The sequence below is a fragment of the Pseudomonas sp. NFXW11 genome, from assembly GCF_049887815.1.
GTDB lineage: Bacteria > Pseudomonadota > Gammaproteobacteria > Pseudomonadales > Pseudomonadaceae > Aquipseudomonas.
On the sequence record NZ_JAGEKI010000005.1, the window covers coordinates 50,301 to 70,171 of the forward strand.

Below are 19,871 nucleotides of genomic sequence, written 5' to 3' on the forward strand. Positions count from 1 at the left end.
GTTCACGGATGCAGGTGTCGCTTGCAAGTACTCGGAGCGCTCTCGCTCGCCACTCCCGGCAACGGCTTCCAGCCGCCCCAGGCGATCAACCACGACAGCACCTGGAACACCACGATCAGCGCCACGCAGCCCGGCCAGCCCCAGCGGTTCCAGAACAGCGCCGGGACCAGGGCGCCGAAGCTGCCTCCCAGGTAGTAGAACGTCAGGTACAGGCCCACCGCGCCGGCCTTGTTGTGCCGCGCGGTGGCGGTGGTGAAGGCGTTGGCCGCGGCCTGGGCGAGGAATACTCCGGTGGAGCTCAGGGCCAGGCCCAGCACGATCAGCCACAGCGAGGGCAGCAGGGTCAGGGCCGAGCCGCTGACTCCAAGCAGGGCCGAGGCCACCAGCAATTGAGCCTGGGGCCGAGATTTGCCCAGGCGCCCGGCGATGGGTATCACCACCAGCGCCAGCAGAAACACCGTGTAGATCGCCCCCAGGGCCGCAGCGCCGAGGTCGAACGGTGCCTGGCTGAGGTAGATTCCGGCGTAGGTGAAGGTCGCCACTTGCGAGAACAGCACGCAAAAACCCACACCGTAGGCGGCCAGCAACGGCCTGCGGCACAGTTCGCGCAGCCCGCCGGGCACGCTTCTGACGGGTAGCACAGGGTTGGCCGGCAGCAGCCAGTGGATGGCCACTCCCAGCAGCAGGCTCAGGCCGGCCAACAGTACAAAGGCCTCGCGCCAGCCCTGGTACTGGGTCATCAAACCCGTGAGAAAGCGCCCGGCGAAACCGCCCAGCACGGTGCCGGCCACATACAGGCTGGTGACTTCGGTGACGCTGCCGCCACTCCAGCGCTGACCGATATAGGCCACGCTGGTGGCGAATACCACCGGGATCAGCATGCCTTCGGCAAAGCGCCAGACCAGCAACTGATTGAGGCTGCTGGCACAGGCTGCCAGCGCCGCCGGCAGGGCCAGGAGCAAGGCCGCCAGCACTATCACCGAACGTTGCTGGAAAGCGCCGCTGAAACGACTGACAAAGGGCGCGGTAATGGCCACCGCCAGGGTGGTGAGGGTGATGCTCCAGCCCACCTCCCGGGTGCTGGCGGCGAAGCTCTGGGCCAATTCCTGGAGGATGCCCTGGGTGGCATAGAGGTTGAGAAAAGCCGCGCAACCACAGAGAAACAGGGCGCTGCGGGCACTATGCTGACGCGAATTCATGAAGCCTCTCGTTTTATGCCGAGAGGCCTTTATAAAATGCGCCGTCGATCCAAGACCAATACCGATTTACGACCGATCAATACCCAGGGAACAGGATGCTCGATCTACGCAAATTGCGGTACTTTCTGACCGTCGCCGAAGAGCTGCACTTTGGTCGCGCCGCCCAGCGCCTGCACCTCGCGCAACCGCCTCTGACTCGACAGATCTCGGCCCTGGAAGGCGAGCTGGGCTTTCGCCTGTTCGACCGCACCAGCCGCAGCGTGTCGCTTACGGCCCAAGGCCGGCACTTTCTGCCCTATGCCCGGGCCGTGCTGGAGCAAATGGAACTGACTCAGGTGATGGCCGGCAAGCTGGCCAAGGGCTGCGCCGGGCAATTGGCTTTGGGCTACGCCAGCTCGATCGCCCTCTCGGATTTGTTCAGCCAGGCGCTGCAGGCCTTTGCCCTGCGCTTTCCCGATGTCCAGTTGACCCTGGTGGAAGGCGCCTCGGTCAGCCAGTGGTCGCAGATTGTCGATGGGCGCATCGATATCGGCATGGGGCGGATGCAGCCCCCCGATGAGCAACCTGAGATCCAGGCCCTGTCCCTGGGGGACGAGCCCTTGGTGGCGGCCATTTCCAGTGATAGCCCGTTGGCTGCCCGGGACCAGGTGAGCCTGGCCGAGCTCAGCGAGTATCCCCTGATCCTGTTTCCGGCGGACTACGGTTCAGGGCTCAACGAAGCGATCGAGCAACTCTACCGGCGCAATGGCCTGCCGTTGCGGCCAGGCCCCAGCGGGCGGCAGATCACCTCGATCATCGCCCTGGTGGCCGCCGGCCAGGGCATCGCCCTGGTACCAAGCTGCACCCAGACCCTGGCGAAAAACGGCGTGACCTACAGGCCCCTCAGCGACCCCGAGGCCACCGCGCAGTTGCTGGTGCTGACCCGTCGGCAAGGCCGCAGCCCATTGGTGGAGGCATTTCTGGCGGTGCTCGACGAGTTGCAGCGGACGCAGCCGAACAGCGGCTGACGCCAATGGCTCACTGCCCGACCGGGGTACACAGTTCGATCAGGATTCCGGCCGGGCAGCGCACATAGGACACCACCTGCCCCCAGGGTTTGTGCTGCACCGCGGCATGCTCAGTGGCACCGAAGGACAGGGCCTTGGCATGTGCCTGGGGCACGTCGTCGGTAACCAGGGCGATTTCCATGCCCAGGGCTTTCTGCCCGGGGTTGCAGAACTGATAACCACCTTCCCCGTGGGACTGCGCCAGGCCGTGACTGGCGAATGCCAGGGTGGTGGCGCCGCTGTCGAGCTCGCCGTAATCGCCGGACTCATGCAAAAAGCGTCGGGAGAAACCGAAGGCCTGCTCGAAGAAACGGATCGAGGCTTCGACATCGGGGACATAAACAATGGTGTAGCCGAACTTCATCGCGAGATTCCTTTCATTGATGTGTGCATGCAGCTGGCGGCGCCAGCCGGGCAACTTATCGACAAACCACCTGGGAGTCCACACCGCCCAGGGCGATCATCAGATCATTGCCGTTAGCATCAGTGCCCACGAATTCACTGCTATAGGAATACACCTGCCGATACGTCTTGCCGTCGTAACGGTAGTAACTCAGGAAGTGTTCCCCCACACTGACCCGGGCGCTGGTCATCAGGTCGGGCATGCTGTTGCAGGTGGTTTCGAGCACCGCCAGGGGGCCCTCCTCGGTCGCAAACAGCGGTTCGGGGGGCGTCTTGCTGGCCCGGAAAAGCCATTGCTGGGCATTGACCTGGTTACCGCTCATGGCACAGCTGACAAACAGCCACTTGCCATGGGGGCCACGACAGGTCGTCGCAAGTACTTCGTCTTCGGCGCATGCGTCCGTGATCGCTTTACTTGAATCCGGAGCCAACAGTGCCAGCACCTTGTTGGCAGGTGTCTCGGCCGGTTCGCCAGTGCACAGCCCCTTGCCCCTGGGCCATTGTTGCCGGGCACCGAGGTACACCGGTGACAGAACGGCAATTGTGCGATCCAGTTCCCGCGCCAGGCACTGAGTGTCCTGGCATCGACCGATGGCCTGCTCCTGCCGGACGATCTGCGGATCGAGCCGCCATGGGTCATTGATCATGGCCGGTGTCGCATTCAGCAGAAACCGCGCCTTGAACAGTTTTTCCACCAGGGCAGCATTGGCACAGGTGCCCGCCGGCAGCGCCTTTCGTGCGGCGGCGGCGCTGCGCTGCGCATTCTCGTCATCGGCGAACCCCAGTGCTCCTATATCCGCACAGGGCTTGAGCAACAGTTGCGAAGAAAGGTAGCCAGCGGTGGCCTGTTCGCTGCTCGGGATCAGTCGCTTGCCTTGTGCCCAGGCAGGCACGGCCAGCGCCAGGGCGCAGGCCAACAACATAATGTCGCGTTTCATTACTGCTCTAGCATCCATGTGATTTGCTGCGAAGGTTGCCGCTCTTTCGATCTGTCTTTGCAGGGCTCGGTGGCATTGCAGCGGCCGTACATCCTGTTGGCTGGTGGGCCACAGAGCCTGCTATATCAACAGATTCCTACGCGGCTGTGCGGAGTATATTGCGCGAGGGCGTTTGAGTCGCGGCGCGCCCCAGCAGCTCGTGCAACCGACTTCGTGTGAAGCTGAAAAATGCAACCAACCCTTGCTCTGTATGCCAACCACTGAGTGTCAACCATGGCGATATCAATCTTTTTCAATGGGCACACTGAAGACATTACATCTCGGGAAGAACTGAGGGAGGCACTGGAGCGCTTTGATGAAGTGCCCCAATTTGAGCTTTGGGTGTCAATCACCGACGGACCAAGCATCTGCATGTTGCGAAACGGCGAACATGCCTGGCTGATGTACCTGCGGTATGAGGGTGACAGCGGCTTTACATCGCAGGGTGATGCCAGCCAGTTGGACGATTGCTGCACTTGGCTAAAGTTTGATTCATGGCCTTCATATACCAACATCAGCCACTGAAAAATCGAGAAACTGGTGTCAGGATATTCCTCTCACCAAAATTTTTATTACCCGCTCAACGCTCTCCTTGCCCAAGGCAAGCGCAGGTGTGAACAACAACCAGACCAGCACTCGCGAGAAAACGGCTCTCTGCCATTGATCGACGATTAGCCTGACTGTAGCGCCTGCCAAGGTCAGAACCTCAATATAAAAAATAACCATCTGCCAAGCTTTTGGGTCGGATATTGCACCAATATCCTAGATTCGCCCGGTATGGTCCGCGCATTAATCTCATGGGCGGACCATCACCAAGCTGCGGACTACGCAATCTACTTAGGCCCACCTCCAAAATAAAAACCTAGTAGTTCAAGCACTGATAATCGATATGACTTTTCTCAGCAAAGGAAACCCGCTGAAGCGGTCTTTACCCTTTTTCACATATCTAAATCGGAGCAGAAGGTGTTTTGGCCCGGACAAAAAAAGGCAACATACTAAACTTTTTTCCGAACGCGCTACCTGGCTTTTCGATCACATGATAGGTGAGCAACGAAATACAACATGACGTGATCGTGACTATAGCGAAAAACGCAAAACTGTACTCATCCAGACCAGAGAACAACCTCGAGATCAAATTAATTATTGGCATATGGCAAAGATATATCCCATAACTAATAGCCCCAAGCATCATGACAGGTCTATTAGCCAAAAAAACCTTGAACAGACAGCTCTTAAGGGTTCCAAAAACAATAAGCACAAACGTAATTAACGACATCAGGAAAAAGTCATTTCTAAAAACCTTGTTAACTAATGACGGAAAAGCACAATAAAAAACCACCAAAGCAACAGTAGCACAAAGTACAACATCACCAATTTTCGACGACTGAGGAAAATGTGCTCTCAACCTAAACGCAGCCACACCCAAACAGAAATTAAATAAATATGGAACTGGGCTCCAATGCATCGCTAAAGCCGAATCAACCGCTGGAACTGGGAGTATGTTCGTATTCTTCACAGCAATCGCATAGATTGCTGCACTCGCGACAACCATCACTAGTGCCAATATATTATTTCTACTTAGAAAGACGAAGAGCGGCACAAACAAATACCAAAACACCTCTATCGAAATTGACCACTCAACACCCAGAATTGAATTTGTAATCCTGTAATCCGCAAAGCTAACAAATCCCAAATGCATAATAATATTATAGGCATCCACGACAACCCCAAATTTATTCTGCCAATAGGTCGCTGTTACAGACAGCATGATTGACAGCACAATCCAAAAATAATATAGCGGTGCAATTCGCCAAATCCGCTTATTTAGATAATCTAAATAACCACTCGATGTAACTAACGACTGAGCAACACTAAAACCTGATATTACGAAAAAAACATAGACTCCGGATTTCCCAAGGTCGACGAAATTATTCGCCATACCACCGAACTCCCTCAAACCCGCTCCACCAGTATGAATGAACAGAACTGCGATTGCGGCTAACGCTCGCATACCTGTTATGAAGTCAGTATCACCATACGATTTCGAAGTAAAAAACATCTATGCATCCCTATTCATCGACCCTGCATTATGTACTATTTCGTATGATAATTGCACCAAAACCGATACATTTCAGAGCATCGCCTTACGAATGCATCTAATCTTCAACCCAAATCAGCTCTCTCAAGACTGAAACTCTCCAGTCAATCATTGAAAACAAAGAGTCAATTTTCTTAGCTCACGGGCAGCTAAAGTGCCCCCAAGAGACTCAACCCCCTAGGCTTTGGTGGCTTCATCGTGACACATACGGAGTTGCGGACGACTAGATCAAGTGAATAAAAAAGGCTCCCCCACTAATAACTTATGTTCCTCTGACCACCGATAAAATATTGCATCATACCCCCTATCAAGTTGAACCCAATCATTGCATCCCGCATTAATGGACAGGCAGCATCACTTAGAATTAACTTTTAATCTGCTATCGCCAACCAACAACTGCACCACCATTGCAAAATTTAATACCACTTATCTTTTCGAGAACACGCACTTCAACGCCAACTACCACCCTGGCAGCAGCCGCAATTACGCGACAGCTCAAATTAATACAATTAGAAACTAAGCCCTACATATAACAATGTTCCACCTTACCCTCCCTCCTCCCCAAAGCACCTTCAATCTCATGCCAGCCAAACCTCAGAAGGGAGCCCACCTAGAAACCAACGATAGTGACCGGCTAGCGACTCAAATGATAGAAATCCATCTCCACCACAATCTTGCTAAAGCCCTGTTCGATGTCAGGAGTCCTGGTAGGTTGGTGACGAATCCTATTCAAATGTAGGTTGCTCAGGTGCTCAAAGAGCGTCATCCCGATGACCACCTTTCAGGTATCAGTGCATGAACCTTCGTACTCCGGACAGGATGCCATCCTGAATAAGCAATATCGTTCAGCCTACATCGTCACAAGTCGTTTTCGAGGCACGACAGCAGCTATTCATCAAGGATCAGTGCATTTCTATCCAGAAAAGAATTGTTGATCCATATCGGACCAAAATCCGCTTAAAGGGAGAGCGGCTGGCTAGCGCCATGCTCTCATCACAGCGTCGAATACGCCGGACAACTACCAAGGAGCCCTGACATTCTTCATAAGAAACATCCATATCATCGCTAAATTAGGCGAGCGGCCAGCTGGTTGTGCCCGGCTGACTGTTCGAGCGTCTCACATGCGGCGAGAAGGACTTCAATACCCCGACCAAGAAGATTAAAGATTTGCAGACGACAGCTGTCTTCTTTGGTGATGCAACCGTGAAGGCTGGAGCCATGGCCCAGCAGATGCATGAGCCAGGGGGGAAGCGCCCTTTGTGGCTGACGACGGCATTGCCCCAGATGATTTCCGGTCGCCGGCGCAGGGTACCTCATCGACGGGCATTGATAGTTTTCGGTCAAGACGCTCGGCAGAACCCCGTCAGCCAGGCAGCAGTAGCGGCGTTACACAAGAATGGATCGAACCTCTGGGGTATACGTTGTATGCCTATGTGGCGCTGGAGCCATTGTCCAGACCATACAGGCTACCCCGCCTCATGGTGGCGCAGTTCTGGGACAGTGGCTAAGGGACACGGAGTGAAAACGATAGCGGACGAAAAGCACTGGGATGATCATGACAGACACAGCGTCTTGCGCTGATTTGCTCGCGGCGCGCCAAGATCAGGCGCCCCACTACTCAGCAACCATAGCGGTTCATTGAGGATGAGACTTGAGCACACTGAGCACGTCATGCTCCCTTCATCGAAGCGGAGGTGGAGGTGGAGATCTGCGGCGAGATATGGAGCAATGCCCTCCAATAGATGCAGCTATCACAACTGCGCGGGAGGAAACATGGACGTGCTTTCCAGAAATGAAAAAGCCCAACCTTTTCAGATTGGGCTAAGTCATTGAAAAATATGGTCGGGACGGAGTGATTCGAACACTCGACCCCTAGCACCCCATGCTAGTGCGCTACCGGACTGCGCTACGCCCCGACTAGGCGTGAAACCTGTTTCACTTCTCAGGAAACGCTGAGGAATATACCGCAAGCTTTTGAAAAGTGGAAGTATTTACCCTGAATTATTTCTTGAGCACCACAAGCACATCTTCCAGCTCAGAGATCATCTGACGGATCAGTTGCTTGTACTGGGTAGTGTCGTCCTTGGCCTCATCACCGGAAAGTCGCAGACGCGCTCCTCCGATAGTGAACCCTTGGTCGTAAAGCAACGCGCGGATCTGCCGGATCATCAGCACGTCTTGGCGCTGATAATACCGGCGGTTTCCGCGGCGTTTGACGGGGTTGAGTTGAGGAAACTCCTGCTCCCAATAACGCAGCACATGCGGTTTGACCGCACAGAGCTCGCTGACCTCACCGATGGTGAAGTAGCGTTTACCCGGAATAACCGGCAGCTCGTCGTTATGACTTGGTTCCAGCATAAGCCTCAACTCGGGCCTTCAACTTCTGCCCTGGACGAAAGGTGACCACACGGCGAGCCGTGATCGGGATTTCCTCACCCGTTTTCGGGTTACGGCCAGGACGCTGGCGTTTATCCCGAAGGTCGAAGTTACCGAAACCGGACAATTTGACCTGTTCGTTATCTTCGAGAGCGTGCCTGATTTCCTCAAAGAACAGCTCGACCAATTCCTTGGCCTCGCGTTTGTTCAGGCCTAGCTCTTCGTAGAGACGCTCGGCCATTTCAGCTTTCGTCAGAGCCCCCATACGTCACTTCCTTAACGTGGCGTTCAACCTTTGTTCAAGCGAGGTGAGGATATTTTGCGTCGTGGAGTTCACCTCATCGTCATTAAGAGTGCGCGATGGATGCTGCCAGGTCAAGCCGACGGCAAGGCTTTTTCTATGCGGATCAATGCCTTTACCCTGATAGACGTCAAACAGCCTGAGGTCCGTCAGCCACTCGCCTGCATTTTCACGAATCACGTCCAATACCGCGCTGGCCGCCACATCACGATCGGCCAACAAAGCCAGGTCACGACGGACTTCCGGGAAGCGCGACAGCTCGTGGAACTTCGGCAAGCGACCTTGAGCCACCTCGCCCAGAACCAGTTCAAAGACGTAGACCGGACGATCCAGGCCCAGGCTCTTCGCCAACTCTGGATGGATAGCCCCCAGATAACCGACTTCACGACCATCACGCTCGATACGCGCAGTCTGGCCAGGATGCAGTGCTGGATGCTGTCCCGGCACAAAAGTGAATGCATCCAAAGCGCCGGCGAAACCCAGCACCGCTTCAACGTCCGCCTTGACGTCAAAGAAGTCCACGCCATCACGGCCTTGCGCCCAACCTTCCGGCAGGCGACTGCCACACACGACACCCGCCAGCATTGGCTGCTGCTTCAGGCCTTCCAACTGACCGACAAAGCGCAGGCCGCTTTCAAACATGCGGACGCGATCTTGTTGACGGTTCAGGTTGTGCTGAAGCGCCTTGACCAGGCCGGGCCACAACGAGGAGCGCATGGCCGCCATATCTGCCGAGATCGGGTTAGCCAACAGCAAAGGCTCGACACCGGGGCTGAACAGTTCGAACAGCTTCGGATCGATGAAGCTATAAGTGACAGCTTCCTGATAACCACGAGCCACCAGCAAACGCCGCAGCGCTGGCAAATCGCCCTGGGCTTCAGCCTTGGCCTGAGGGGCCAGACGAGCCTGCGGGTAACGAACCGGCAAGCGGTTGTAGCCATAGAGACGCGCAAGCTCTTCAATCAGATCGACTTCAATACTGATGTCGAAGCGATGACTTGGCACCTGGACGCGCCACTGCCCTGCCCCTTCGGCGGTCACAGTCAGGCCCAGGGCGCGCAGCAGACGCTCGACCTCGGCAGCATCCATTTCCATGCCCAGCATTTGCGTGATGCGCTCGGCACGCAGGGTCACTGGCGCAACCGATGGCAGATGCTGCTCGCTGACCGTCTCAATGATCGGGCCTGCCTCACCACCGGTGATTTCCAGCAACAGACCGGTTGCACGCTCCATGCCTTCACGCGCCAGTTGCCAATCCACGCCACGCTCGTAGCGATGGGAAGCATCAGTGTGCAGCCCATAGGAACGGGCCTTGCCCGCTACGGAAATCTGGTCGAAGAAGGCACTTTCCAGAAACACGTCACGGGTATTGGCAGTCACACCACTGTGCTCGCCACCCATCACGCCAGCGATTGCCAGGGCCCGAGTATGGTCGGCAATCACCAGGGTATCGCTGCGCAGGGTGACTTCCTGACCATCGAGCAGCACCAGCTTCTCGCCCTCTTCCGCCATGCGCACGCGAATGCCGCCATTGATCTCGGCGAGATCGAAGGCATGCAGCGGCTGGCCCAGTTCGAGCATCACGTAGTTGGTGATGTCCACGGCAGCGTCGATACTGCGCACGCCTGCCCGGCGCAGGCGCTCGACCATCCACAGCGGAGTGGGCTTGGACAGGTCGACATTGCGAATGACCCGGCCCAGATAACGTGGGCAGGCAGCAGGTGCCAGTACTTCTACGGGACGCACTTCATCATGTACGGCGGCCACGGCTTTGACTTCCGGACGCTGCACCTTCGCGGCATAAAGCGCGCCAACCTCACGCGCCATGCCGGCCAGCGACAGGCAATCGCCGCGGTTGGGAGTCAGATCGACCTCGATGCTGGCATCGTCCAGGCTCAGGTAGTTACGAATGTCCTCGCCCACGGGAGCATCTGCCGCCAGCTCCATCAGACCATCGTTGCCTTCACCAATCTGCAGTTCCGCCTGGGAACACAGCATGCCGTTGGATTCGATACCACGCAGCTTGGCCTTCTTGATCTTGAAGTCGCCAGGCAGTTCGGCGCCAATCATTGCGAACGGAATCTTCAGGCCCGGGCGCACATTGGGCGCGCCGCAGACCACCTGGAAGGTCTCCGAACCATTGCTGACCTGGCACACCCGCAGTTTATCGGCATCCGGATGCTGTTCGGTGCTGAGCACCTCGCCCACCACCACGCCACTGAAGGCACCGGCGACTGGCGTAACGCTGTCAACCTCAAGACCCGCCATCGACAGACGAGCCACCAGCTCGTCGCGGCTTACCTGCGGGCTAACCCAGCCGCGCAGCCATTGTTCACTGATTTTCATCCTGCTCTCCTAATAGATTCGTTACGGACGCGCGACTAGCGAAATTGCGCAAGGAACCGCAAGTCGTTGTCGAAGAACAGGCGCAAGTCATTGACACCGTAACGCAGCATGGCCAGACGCTCGGCGCCCATGCCAAAGGCAAAGCCCTGGAATTCTTCCGGGTCGATCCCGGACATACGCAGCACGTTCGGGTGAACCATGCCGCAGCCCATGACTTCCAGCCAACCGGTCTGCTTGCAGACACGGCAGCCTTTACCGCTGCACATCACGCACTCCATATCGACTTCGGCGGATGGCTCGGTGAACGGGAAGTACGAAGGACGGAAACGCACCGCCAGTTCTTTTTCGAAGAACACCCGCAGGAACTCTTCGATAGTGCCCTTCAGGTCGGCGAAATTGATGTCGCGATCGACCAGCAGGCCTTCGACCTGATGGAACATCGGCGAGTGGGTGATATCGGAGTCGCTACGATACACACGGCCTGGGCAGACGATGCGAATCGGCGGCTGCTGCGATTCCATGGTGCGGACCTGTACCGGCGAGGTATGGGTACGCAACAGCATGTTGGCGTTGAAATAGAAGGTGTCATGCATCGACCGGGCCGGGTGATGGCCTGGGATGTTGAGCGCCTCAAAGTTGTGATAGTCGTCTTCGACCTCTGGGCCTTCGGCGATGCCGTAGCCAATATGGGTGAAGAACTGTTCGATACGTTCCAGGGTCCGCGTAATCGGGTGCAGACCACCAGAGGTCTGGCCACGGCCCGGCAGGGTTACGTCAATGCACTCGGCGGCGAGCTTGGCGCTGAGTTCCGCCTCCTCGAAAGCCGCTTTGCGGGCATTGAGAACCTCTGTTACACGCTCCTTGGCAACGTTGATCAGCGCACCGACTTGCGGACGCTCTTCGGCAGGCAGATTGCCCAGGGTCTTCATCACCTGAGTCAGTTCGCCCTTCTTGCCAAGGAAGTGAACCCGGATCTGTTCCAGGGCATTGATGTCTTCAGCGTGTTGCACGGCCTCAAGAGCTTGAGAAACCAGCGCATCCAGGTTTTCCATGTACAGACTCCAGATACAAAATAGGGGAAGAGCTTGAAGGCTCTTCCCCTATTTATGACGTTTAACATCAGAGCCCACGAAAGTGAGCCCGGATGACTGTCGGGGGTACTTAAGCCAAGGTGGCTTTAGCTTTCTCGACAATCGCAGCAAACGCCGCTTTTTCGTTCACTGCCAGATCAGCCAGAACCTTACGGTCGATCTCGATGGACGCCTTTTTCAGGCCAGCGATCAGACGGCTGTAGGACAGGCCGTTGGTACGAGCACCAGCGTTGATACGAGCGATCCACAGAGCGCGGAACTGACGTTTTTTCTGACGACGGTCACGGTAGGCGTATTGGCCTGCCTTGATTACCGCTTGCTTGGCAACACGGAATACGCGCGAGCGAGCGCCGTAGTAGCCTTTAGCAAGTTTCAGAATTTTTTTGTGACGTTTACGGGCAATGACGCCACGCTTTACACGAGCCATGAGTTACTTCCTCTATTCTTGATCCAAAAATTAACGAAGGCGCAGCATGCGCTCGACTTTTGCCACGTCAGACGGATGCAGCAAGCTGCTACCGCGCAGTTGACGCTTACGCTTGGTCGACATTTTGGTCAGAATGTGGCTCTTGAAAGCGTGCTTGTGCTTGATACCGTTAGCAGTTTTCAGAAACCGCTTAGCAGCACCACTTTTGGTTTTCATCTTTGGCATGTTCGGATACTCCGCATTCAGTTGATAAACATAATCAGAAGGCCTGCCGTGCCCTGTTGATTACTTCTTCTTTTTCGGGGCGATGACCATGATCAGCTGGCGTCCTTCCATCTTCGGATGCTGTTCGACCGAACCGTACTCTTGCAGGTCAGCTTCAACCCGCTTGAGGAGTTCCATCCCCAGCTCCTGGTGGGCCATCTCACGGCCGCGGAATCTCAAGGATACCTTGGCCCTGTCCCCGTCACTCAGGAAACGTACCAGGTTGCGTAGTTTTACCTGGTAATCCCCTTCCTCCGTCCCTGGACGAAACTTGATTTCTTTAACCTGAATCTGCTTCTGGTTCTTTTTCGCGGCGGCAATCTGCTTCTTCTTCTCGAAGATCGATTTGCCGTAATCCATCACCCGACAAACAGGTGGGACCGCATCGGCGGAAATTTCCACCAGATCCAGCTTGGCTTCTTCAGCGATACGAAGCGCTTCATCAATCGAGACGATGCCAATCTGCTCGCCGTCAGCGCCAATTAACCGAACCTCGCGTGCCGAGATATTCTCGTTGATCGGGGCTTTCGGTGCAGCTCGTTTATCTTGTCTCATATCACGCTTAATAATAATTACTCCGAATCTTGGCGACCACGCCGGGAAACCGCTTGTGCGAGCAACGCCGAGAATTGGGCGACAGGCATCGAGCCCAAGTCTTCACCTTCACGGGTACGCACAGCGACAGTCTGCATCTCGACCTCCCGATCTCCAATAACCAAGAGATAGGGAACCTTGAGCAAAGTATGCTCGCGGATTTTAAAGCCGATCTTTTCATTTCTCAAGTCGGACTTGGCACGAAATCCGCTTTGATTGAGTGTTTTTTCCACTTCAAGGGCAAAATCGGCCTGCTTGTCAGTGATATTCATGATCACCGCCTGGGTTGGCGCCAGCCAAGCCGGGAACACGCCCGCGTAATGTTCGATCAGCATGCCGATGAAACGCTCGAACGAACCGAGAATCGCGCGGTGCAGCATGACCGGACGCTTGCGGTTGTTATCTTCGGCGATATAGCTGGCATCCAGGCGTTCTGGAAGGTTTGGATCGTACTGCAGGGTACCGCACTGCCAGTTACGACCCAGGCAGTCACGCAGCGTGAACTCGATCTTCGGACCGTAGAACGCACCTTCACCCGGCTGGTACTCCCACTCCAGGCCAGATTCGTTCAGAGCATCGGCCAGGGCACTTTCGGCGCGATCCCATAGCTCTTCAGAACCCACACGCTTGACCGGACGGGTCGACAGCTTCATCGCGATGTCACTGAAACCGAAGTCCTTGTAGACATCCAGGGTCAGCTTGATGAAGTCGGCAGCTTCTTTCTTCACCTGATCTTCGGTGCAGAAGATGTGCGCGTCATCCTGGACAAAACCGCGCACGCGCATGATGCCGTGCAGGGCGCCGGACGGCTCGTTACGGTGGCAGGCACCAAACTCGGCCAGACGCAGCGGCAGGTCGCGGTAGGACTTCAAGCCCTGATTAAACACCTGCACGTGACACGGGCAGTTCATCGGTTTGACCGCGTAGTCGCGACTTTCCGAGGAAGTAGTGAACATGTTCTCGGCGTAGTTGGACCAGTGCCCGGAACGCTCCCAGAGGATGCGGTCGACAACCTGCGGAGTCTTGATCTCGAGGTAGCCGTTTTCGCGCTGGACATTGCGCATGTACTGTTCGAGCACCTGGTAGATAGTCCAGCCATTGGCGTGCCAGAACACCATGCCTGGCGCTTCTTCCTGCAGGTGGAACAGATCAAGCTGCTTGCCGATCTTGCGATGGTCGCGCTTCTCGGCTTCTTCGATGCGCTGGATGTAGGCGGCCAGTTGCTTCTTGTCCGCCCAGGCAGTGCCATAGACTCGTTGCAGTTGCTCATTCTTGGCATCGCCACGCCAGTAGGCGCCGGACAGCTTGGTCAGCTTGAATGCCTTGAGGAAGCGGGTGTTCGGCACGTGCGGGCCACGGCACATGTCGACGTATTCTTCGTGGAAGTACAGGCCCATGGCTTGTTCATTGGGCATGTCTTCAACCAGGCGCAGCTTGTAATCCTCGCCACGACTCTGGAACACCTCGATGACCTCGGCGCGCGGCGTCATTTTCTTGATGACGTCGTAGTCCTTTTCGATCAACTGGTGCATGCGCTGCTCGATGGCGCTCAAATCGTCCGGAGTAAAGGGACGCTCATAGGCGATGTCGTAATAGAAGCCTTCATCGATCACCGGACCGATCACCATCTTGGCGGTCGGGTACAGCTGCTTCACTGCGTGGCCGATCAGGTGGGCGCACGAGTGACGGATGATCTCCAGTCCCTCTTCATCTTTTGGGGTGATGATCTGCAAAGCGACATCGTGTTCGATCAGGTCACAAGCATCGACCAGCTTGCCATCGACCTTGCCGGCCAGGGTGGCCTTGGCCAGGCCTGCGCCGATCGAGGCGGCAACTTCGGCTACGGACACGGCCTTGTCAAACGAACGCTGACTGCCATCGGGAAGAGTAATAGTGGGCATGGCGCCTCCTCTCCTAGTGGTGACCCCTACCAAAGGTCACGTGGGTTGGGATGAGCCAGTACAAGATCCGCCCTGCCTTTCCCGCGGGAAAGCCTGCCTCACAGTGGCAGAGACCTTTCGGCCTGCCAGGGACGAACCAGAGTGACTGGGATTCAAATAAAAGAAGGTATCGAGCGCACGGGTGGAACCCCTGCTAAGCCTGAAATACCCAAGCGCGGCATGCTAGCACAGATAAATCGCAGGCACTGCGCGGCAAATTTCCGAAATAGCACTTTCCGGTCTTTTATTGAAGAAAGTGAACTTGAGATGTACGTCGAACCTCAAATACCCCGAGAATCGTCGTCTTTGTTATCGACTTCAGGAGAACCCGACTCATGCGCCTTAACCGACTGTTCGCCCTCGCCGCCCCTATCGCCCTCCTCCTGCCCTTGAGCGCTCATGCCGCATGGCCTGCCGGTGCACGCGCCGACTACATGAAGGATTGCACCGCAGCCGCCAGCCAGAGCATCGACGCCAAGAGCGCCGAGAAGCATTGCGCCTGCGGCGCAGACAAGCTGAATGAGAAGTTCACCACCGATGAAATCAAGGAGCTGATGAGCAAAACCAAGCAGCCCAGCGCAGAACTACGCACCCGGGCGCTGGACGCCATTGCCGCGTGCCGGGTAACCAAGTAACCCGCCAATACGTTAAAAGGGCCGCCCTCAGCGCTGTCTCTCGCGCCTGAAACAGGACTTTTTGCATAATTTACGCAGTTTTTATGGGTTTTTTTATCACCTCCTGTTTTGCCTCAAAGCCCCTTAAACCGGGGCCTGTAGCCTGTACAGAAGACAAAACACTGACCTGTGTCGGGTAAACAACGACTACAGGGGGCTCCCAAGCCGAACATTTCGACTATGATAGCTCGGTGTGCCCAGTTGGCCTGAGCAGCACAGCACTACTGAAAATATATGTTTCTTGGAGATACACCATGTCTAATCGCCAAACCGGCACCGTAAAATGGTTCAACGATGAAAAAGGCTTCGGCTTCATCACTCCTCAAGGTGGCGGTGACGACCTGTTCGTACACTTCAAAGCTATTGAAAGCGACGGTTTCAAAAGCCTGAAAGAAGGCCAGACCGTTTCCTTCGTGGCTGAGAAAGGCCAAAAGGGTATGCAAGCTGCACAGGTTCGCCCTGAGTAATTTCTCAGCGAGCTAAAAAAACCCCGTCCAAGTGACGGGGTTTTTTATGGGTGCTCGGAAAACCTCAACCGTCAGCCACAATTGACCCGGTTCACCACCAGGTTGGCGTCGGTATTGAGGTTCAGGCGCTCGGAACGGTACTCCAGGGTGATCATGTCGTTGGGTTTGAGAAACCGAGCATATTGCGCACCAGCACGAGTACGGGCCTGCTCCAACAACTCGGGAGAGGCCTTCTTGCCAATGGCGAATTCGGCAGCTGTTGCTTCACAACGTGTGTGCCCGGACTCAGCAGCCACAGGCTCCTTTGTCGACCCGGTGGCGCTGCATCCACTGAGGACGACGGCGGCCAACAAGGTAGTGAATGAAGCGAGCTTCCAAGGCATGCAGCCTCCTTTCAAAAATTAAGCAGAGATCGTGCGACAGCCAATTTGGCTTTTGGTTTCAACACAAATGGCCTTTTGCCCTATACCACGGGCGGCGACCAAGTCTGCCTCAGGCGCCACAGCGGATTCACAGGACAATCGTCACTGAATATGAACGACGCTCAATAAACGTCGATGTAATCGAACGCCGGCTTCGGCCAGTTCTGTTTGAGCGCATTGAAGATCTGCATCACCCAGACCCCATCGCTGGCCGCTATCGGCCCCACATAGCCAGAGCCGGCCGCCCAGGTCTCCAGGCGAAACAGCAGTCCTTCGATCTCGGCACCACCCACGACTCCGGAAGAGATGTAGGCAATCCCGCCCCTGGTCACGCGCAACTGGGTATGCACCTTGTCGCTGGCCGAAGCCAGCAGTTGACGCACCGCCTCCAGGGTCAAGGCGTCAGGCTGATTCAAGTCGATCTGCACAGGGAGTTCCTTGCGTACAGGAAAAGCGCCAGTGTCGCACAGCCCGAACTTGATGCCTAAGTCGCAGTGCCAAAGCCCTGGCAACATGGTTAACTCTGCGCTTTGGCAAGCACCCGCCCAGGAACCGTCCTGGCAGCCGCCCTATCCGATTTTATGAGATATTTCATGGCCACCCTGAGCATCGACGCCGACATCAAAGCCAAATGGCCCCAGGGCCAGTGCTCCTACAGCCCGGGAAGCCCGGAAGAGCTGGCAATCATTGGCATAGACCTGCTGGTCAAGGAACTGGGAACCCAGTCCGCCCGGGCATTTATCGAGCAGGTCCTGGAAAAGTACCCGCCCGACCACCCGGGCGTCCTGACCCCGGATTGGGACTAGCACCCCGCGAGCTGGCACCCGCGGGGATACGCCTTACTTGAGACGCGCCAGGCGCTCGGTCAGCAGATCGAAGAAGCCCTGGGCATCACCGCTCTCAACCCAGAACACGTTCTTTTCCTGCTTCAGGCCGTCGTACCAGTCGACGATGGTCTGGCCGAAGGTCGGCCCTTCGCGGCTGTCGATAACCATATTGGCCTGACGCCCACTGAACAGCTCGGGCTTGAGCAGATAGGCCACCACCGTGGCATCGTGCACCGGGCCACCGGGAATGCCGTAGTGCTCCATATCACCCTTGACGTACTCGTTGAGGATATCCCCCACCACCTTGCTGGCATTGTTGTTCAGGGCCGCGATCTTCTGCAGGCGTGCCTCGCTGGTCAGCACCTTGTGGGTCACGTCCAAGGGCAGGTAGGTCAGCTTGACCCCACTCTTGAGCACCACCTCAGCAGCCTGGGGGTCGGCGAACAGGTTGAACTCGGCCACCGGGGTGATATTGCCGCCATTGAAGTGCGCACCGCCCATCACCACCACTTCCTTGATGCCCTGGGTGATGTCCGGCGCCTGGATCAGCGCCAGTGCCAGGTTGGTCTGTGGTCCGAGCATGGCGATGGTGATGCTGTGGGGCTTGGCCGCGCGCAAGGTATCGATCAGGTAGTTGATCGCACTGCCCTTGGCCAGAGGCGCCTTGGGCTCATGCACGGTAACCCCGGAAATCCCCTCCTTGCCATGGATGTTCTCGGCATAGATAGGCGTACGCAGCAGCGGCTTGGGCGCCCCGGCGTAGACCGGCACCTCATCGCGACCGGCCCACTCGCGCGCCAGCCGGGCATTACGCGAGGTCTTGTCCAGGCGCACGTTGCCCGCCACGGTGGTCAAGGCGCGGATATGCAACTCCTCGGGCGATGCCAGGGCGAAGAGCAAGGCCACCACATCGTCGGCCCCCGGGTCGGTGTCGATGATCAGATCGATTTTTTCCGCCGCCTGAGCGCCGGTAGCAGTAAGCAAAGACAAGAGCAGCAGACTCCTGAACCAGTGTTGAAACAGCTGAGCATAGCGGTGCATGGCGCACTCCTTGTGCAGAAAGGGAAACAGGCCGACAGCAGCCTAGAAGGTCACCCCGGCAACCAGGGCAATATTGCAATACGGCTGGCACTCTCCGGTACGGATCACCGCCCGGGCCTGCCGATTGAGCAGTTTGAATTCCTCGTGACTCATCAGTTGGCGCTGCCCCAGCTCACCGCCAGAGGCCAACGCCTCAAGCCCCGCCAGCGGCGTCGGCTGCTTGAGCAGGATCTCTTCGGCCAGCACATGGCGCTCCACCTGCATCTCGCTAAGCAGCACCTTGAGGGTGCCGAGAAAGTCGGGAACGCCATGGGTCAAGGCCAGGTCGATCAGCTCGACCCCGGGCGGCACCGGCAACCCGGCATCGCCGATCACCACGATATCGCCGTGCCCCAGGGACGCCACCAGGCGCGACAGGGCAATGTTGAGCAAAGGTGTTTTTTTCATGAAGGGATAAAGGCCTGAACGTCGGACTGCGTGGGAATGGAGGGCTGCGCACCGGCGCGGGTCACCGACAACGCCGCGGCGACCTGGCCGAAACCTATGGCCTCGGCCTCGCTTCTGCCGGCCGCCAGGGCCGCGGCGAAACCACCGACAAAGGTGTCCCCTGCCGCCGTGGTATCAATCGCCTGGACCTTGGGCGCCGGAAAATGCCGGAAGCTCTTGCCATCGGCAAACAGCGAACCTTGCGGCCCCAGGGTGATGATCACCTTGCCCGCGCCGGCAGCGATCAGGCGTGCGGCGGCCAACTCGGCACTGGCCAGGGAATCCACCGTCACTCCGCTGAGTGCCGAAGCTTCGCTTTCGTTGGGAATCAGGTAGTCGATCGAGGCGTACCACTGCGGCGGCAGCGGGCCATTGGCCGGCGCGGGATTGAGAATCAGCGTCTTGCCCAGCTCGCGCCCCCGCTTGAGGGTGTAGCCCACGGTGTCCAATGGCACTTCGAGCTGACAGATGATCACATCGGCCGCCTGCAGCACCGCATCGAACGCAGCCACCTTCTGCTCGGTCAGTTGGCCATTGCCGCCGGCAACTATGACGATCGCGTTCTGACTGCTGTCATCCACCACAATCAGCGCCACGCCGCTGGAGCCCGGCACCACGCTCACCGCCTGGCAATCGATGCCCTCGGCGAGCAAGGCGTCGCGCAGTTGCTGGCCATAGGCGTCGTCGCCGACACAGCCGACCATCGACACCTGCGCGCCCAAGCGCGCCGCTGCCACCGCCTGGTTGGCGCCCTTGCCGCCGGATACCGTGGCGAAGGACTTGCCCGTCAGCGTCTCGCCCCCTCGGGGCAGGCGCTCGGCCCGGGTCACCAGGTCCATGTTGAGGCTACCCACTACCGCTACTTTTGCTGACATACATCGCTACTCAATCAA

The 19,871-nt window shown here is 57.1% G+C and carries 22 protein-coding genes and 1 tRNA gene; 5 read left to right on the forward strand and 18 right to left on the reverse strand.

All coding sequences use genetic code 11. From position 1 onward, the window contains the following. Positions 1-2 precede the first annotated feature (2 nt). The gene (locus tag J4P02_RS09675) at positions 3-1,199 is read right to left on the reverse strand and encodes an MFS transporter (RefSeq protein WP_426189526.1); all 1,197 of its coding nucleotides are present in this window, start codon (positions 1,197-1,199) and stop codon (positions 3-5) included. Between the two features lie 95 nt (positions 1,200-1,294). On the opposite strand from J4P02_RS09675, the gene J4P02_RS09680 reads away from it, so the two are divergent. Beyond that, positions 1,295-2,206 carry a LysR family transcriptional regulator gene (locus J4P02_RS09680; protein ID WP_426189528.1) on the forward strand — a complete coding sequence of 304 codons (912 nt, stop codon included), beginning with the start codon at positions 1,295-1,297 and terminating at the stop codon, positions 2,204-2,206. A gap of 10 nt (positions 2,207-2,216) precedes the next feature. On the opposite strand, the gene J4P02_RS09685 is transcribed toward J4P02_RS09680, so the two are convergent. Then, on the reverse strand, positions 2,217-2,609 hold the full coding sequence (locus tag J4P02_RS09685) for a VOC family protein (RefSeq protein WP_426189530.1): 393 nt from the start codon (positions 2,607-2,609) through the stop codon (positions 2,217-2,219). A gap of 55 nt (positions 2,610-2,664) precedes the next feature. Next, positions 2,665-3,585: a hypothetical protein gene (locus J4P02_RS09690; RefSeq protein WP_426189532.1), complete on the reverse strand. Its 921-nt coding sequence runs from the start codon at positions 3,583-3,585 to the stop codon at positions 2,665-2,667. Positions 3,586-3,858: 273 nt separating this feature from the next. On the opposite strand from J4P02_RS09690, the gene J4P02_RS09695 reads away from it, so the two are divergent. Next, complete coding sequence (locus tag J4P02_RS09695; protein WP_426189534.1) at positions 3,859-4,149, forward strand: hypothetical protein; 291 nt, start codon at positions 3,859-3,861, stop codon at positions 4,147-4,149. A gap of 421 nt (positions 4,150-4,570) precedes the next feature. On the opposite strand, the gene J4P02_RS09700 is transcribed toward J4P02_RS09695, so the two are convergent. The 10 genes from J4P02_RS09700 to thrS form a co-directional block, all read right to left on the reverse strand. Next, entirely contained in the window at positions 4,571-5,683 is a 1,113-nt protein-coding gene (locus J4P02_RS09700; protein WP_426189536.1) for an acyltransferase family protein, read from the reverse strand. Between the two features lie 1,878 nt (positions 5,684-7,561). Then, positions 7,562-7,638: transfer RNA gene (locus J4P02_RS09705), tRNA-Pro, on the reverse strand. Between the two features lie 85 nt (positions 7,639-7,723). Then, positions 7,724-8,080: a MerR family transcriptional regulator gene (locus J4P02_RS09710; protein WP_007920509.1), complete on the reverse strand. Its 357-nt coding sequence runs from the start codon at positions 8,078-8,080 to the stop codon at positions 7,724-7,726. Then, positions 8,061-8,363: an integration host factor subunit alpha gene (gene ihfA, locus J4P02_RS09715; RefSeq protein WP_002553164.1), complete on the reverse strand. Its 303-nt coding sequence runs from the start codon at positions 8,361-8,363 to the stop codon at positions 8,061-8,063. Before ihfA ends, J4P02_RS09710 begins: the two co-directional genes overlap by 20 nt. 3 nt (positions 8,364-8,366) lie before the next feature. Next, on the reverse strand, positions 8,367-10,745 hold the full coding sequence (gene pheT, locus J4P02_RS09720; protein ID WP_426189539.1) for a phenylalanine--tRNA ligase subunit beta: 2,379 nt from the start codon (positions 10,743-10,745) through the stop codon (positions 8,367-8,369). Between the two features lie 35 nt (positions 10,746-10,780). Further along, positions 10,781-11,797, reverse strand: coding sequence for a phenylalanine--tRNA ligase subunit alpha (pheS, locus tag J4P02_RS09725; protein ID WP_011060419.1), 1,017 nt, complete (start codon positions 11,795-11,797; stop codon positions 10,781-10,783). A 109-nt stretch (positions 11,798-11,906) separates the two neighbouring features. Then, positions 11,907-12,263, reverse strand: a complete 357-nt coding sequence (gene rplT / locus J4P02_RS09730) for a 50S ribosomal protein L20 (RefSeq protein WP_016963673.1) — start codon at positions 12,261-12,263, stop codon at positions 11,907-11,909. Between the two features lie 30 nt (positions 12,264-12,293). After that, on the reverse strand, positions 12,294-12,488 hold the full coding sequence (gene rpmI, locus J4P02_RS09735; RefSeq protein WP_002553160.1) for a 50S ribosomal protein L35: 195 nt from the start codon (positions 12,486-12,488) through the stop codon (positions 12,294-12,296). Between the two features lie 60 nt (positions 12,489-12,548). Then, positions 12,549-13,100, reverse strand: a complete 552-nt coding sequence (gene infC, locus J4P02_RS09740) for a translation initiation factor IF-3 (RefSeq protein WP_169893379.1) — start codon at positions 13,098-13,100, stop codon at positions 12,549-12,551. Next, positions 13,100-15,022 (reverse strand): threonine--tRNA ligase, encoded by a 1,923-nt coding sequence (thrS, locus tag J4P02_RS09745; RefSeq protein ID WP_426189542.1) that lies wholly within the window; start codon positions 15,020-15,022, stop codon positions 13,100-13,102. The genes infC and thrS overlap by 1 nt, the downstream gene beginning before the upstream one ends. A gap of 374 nt (positions 15,023-15,396) precedes the next feature. Between thrS and J4P02_RS09750 the strand changes: the two genes are divergently transcribed. Together J4P02_RS09750 and J4P02_RS09755 are read left to right on the forward strand one after the other, a co-directional pair. Continuing rightward, positions 15,397-15,696, forward strand: coding sequence for a hypothetical protein (locus J4P02_RS09750; protein WP_426189544.1), 300 nt, complete (start codon positions 15,397-15,399; stop codon positions 15,694-15,696). 293 nt (positions 15,697-15,989) lie between these two features. Continuing rightward, entirely contained in the window at positions 15,990-16,202 is a 213-nt protein-coding gene (locus J4P02_RS09755) for a cold-shock protein (protein WP_003179963.1), read from the forward strand. A 71-nt stretch (positions 16,203-16,273) separates the two neighbouring features. On the opposite strand, the gene J4P02_RS09760 is transcribed toward J4P02_RS09755, so the two are convergent. Both J4P02_RS09760 and J4P02_RS09765 read right to left on the reverse strand, forming a co-directional pair. After that, positions 16,274-16,585 carry an I78 family peptidase inhibitor gene (locus tag J4P02_RS09760; RefSeq protein ID WP_426189546.1) on the reverse strand — a complete coding sequence of 104 codons (312 nt, stop codon included), beginning with the start codon at positions 16,583-16,585 and terminating at the stop codon, positions 16,274-16,276. A gap of 161 nt (positions 16,586-16,746) precedes the next feature. Next, positions 16,747-17,052 (reverse strand): hypothetical protein, encoded by a 306-nt coding sequence (locus J4P02_RS09765; RefSeq protein ID WP_426189548.1) that lies wholly within the window; start codon positions 17,050-17,052, stop codon positions 16,747-16,749. A gap of 165 nt (positions 17,053-17,217) precedes the next feature. On the opposite strand from J4P02_RS09765, the gene J4P02_RS09770 reads away from it, so the two are divergent. Further along, positions 17,218-17,430 (forward strand): hypothetical protein, encoded by a 213-nt coding sequence (locus J4P02_RS09770; protein ID WP_426189550.1) that lies wholly within the window; start codon positions 17,218-17,220, stop codon positions 17,428-17,430. A gap of 33 nt (positions 17,431-17,463) precedes the next feature. On the opposite strand, the gene J4P02_RS09775 is transcribed toward J4P02_RS09770, so the two are convergent. Genes J4P02_RS09775 through rbsK form a run of 3 tightly spaced genes read right to left on the reverse strand, consistent with a single transcriptional unit; the run spans position 17,464 to position 19,853 of the window. Further along, positions 17,464-18,492, reverse strand: a complete 1,029-nt coding sequence (locus tag J4P02_RS09775) for a nucleoside hydrolase (protein ID WP_426189552.1) — start codon at positions 18,490-18,492, stop codon at positions 17,464-17,466. A gap of 42 nt (positions 18,493-18,534) precedes the next feature. Further along, positions 18,535-18,939 (reverse strand): D-ribose pyranase, encoded by a 405-nt coding sequence (gene rbsD, locus J4P02_RS09780; RefSeq protein ID WP_426189554.1) that lies wholly within the window; start codon positions 18,937-18,939, stop codon positions 18,535-18,537. Further along, on the reverse strand, positions 18,936-19,853 hold the full coding sequence (rbsK, locus tag J4P02_RS09785; RefSeq protein WP_426189556.1) for a ribokinase: 918 nt from the start codon (positions 19,851-19,853) through the stop codon (positions 18,936-18,938). Before rbsK ends, rbsD begins: the two co-directional genes overlap by 4 nt. Positions 19,854-19,871: the final 18 nt, after the last annotated feature.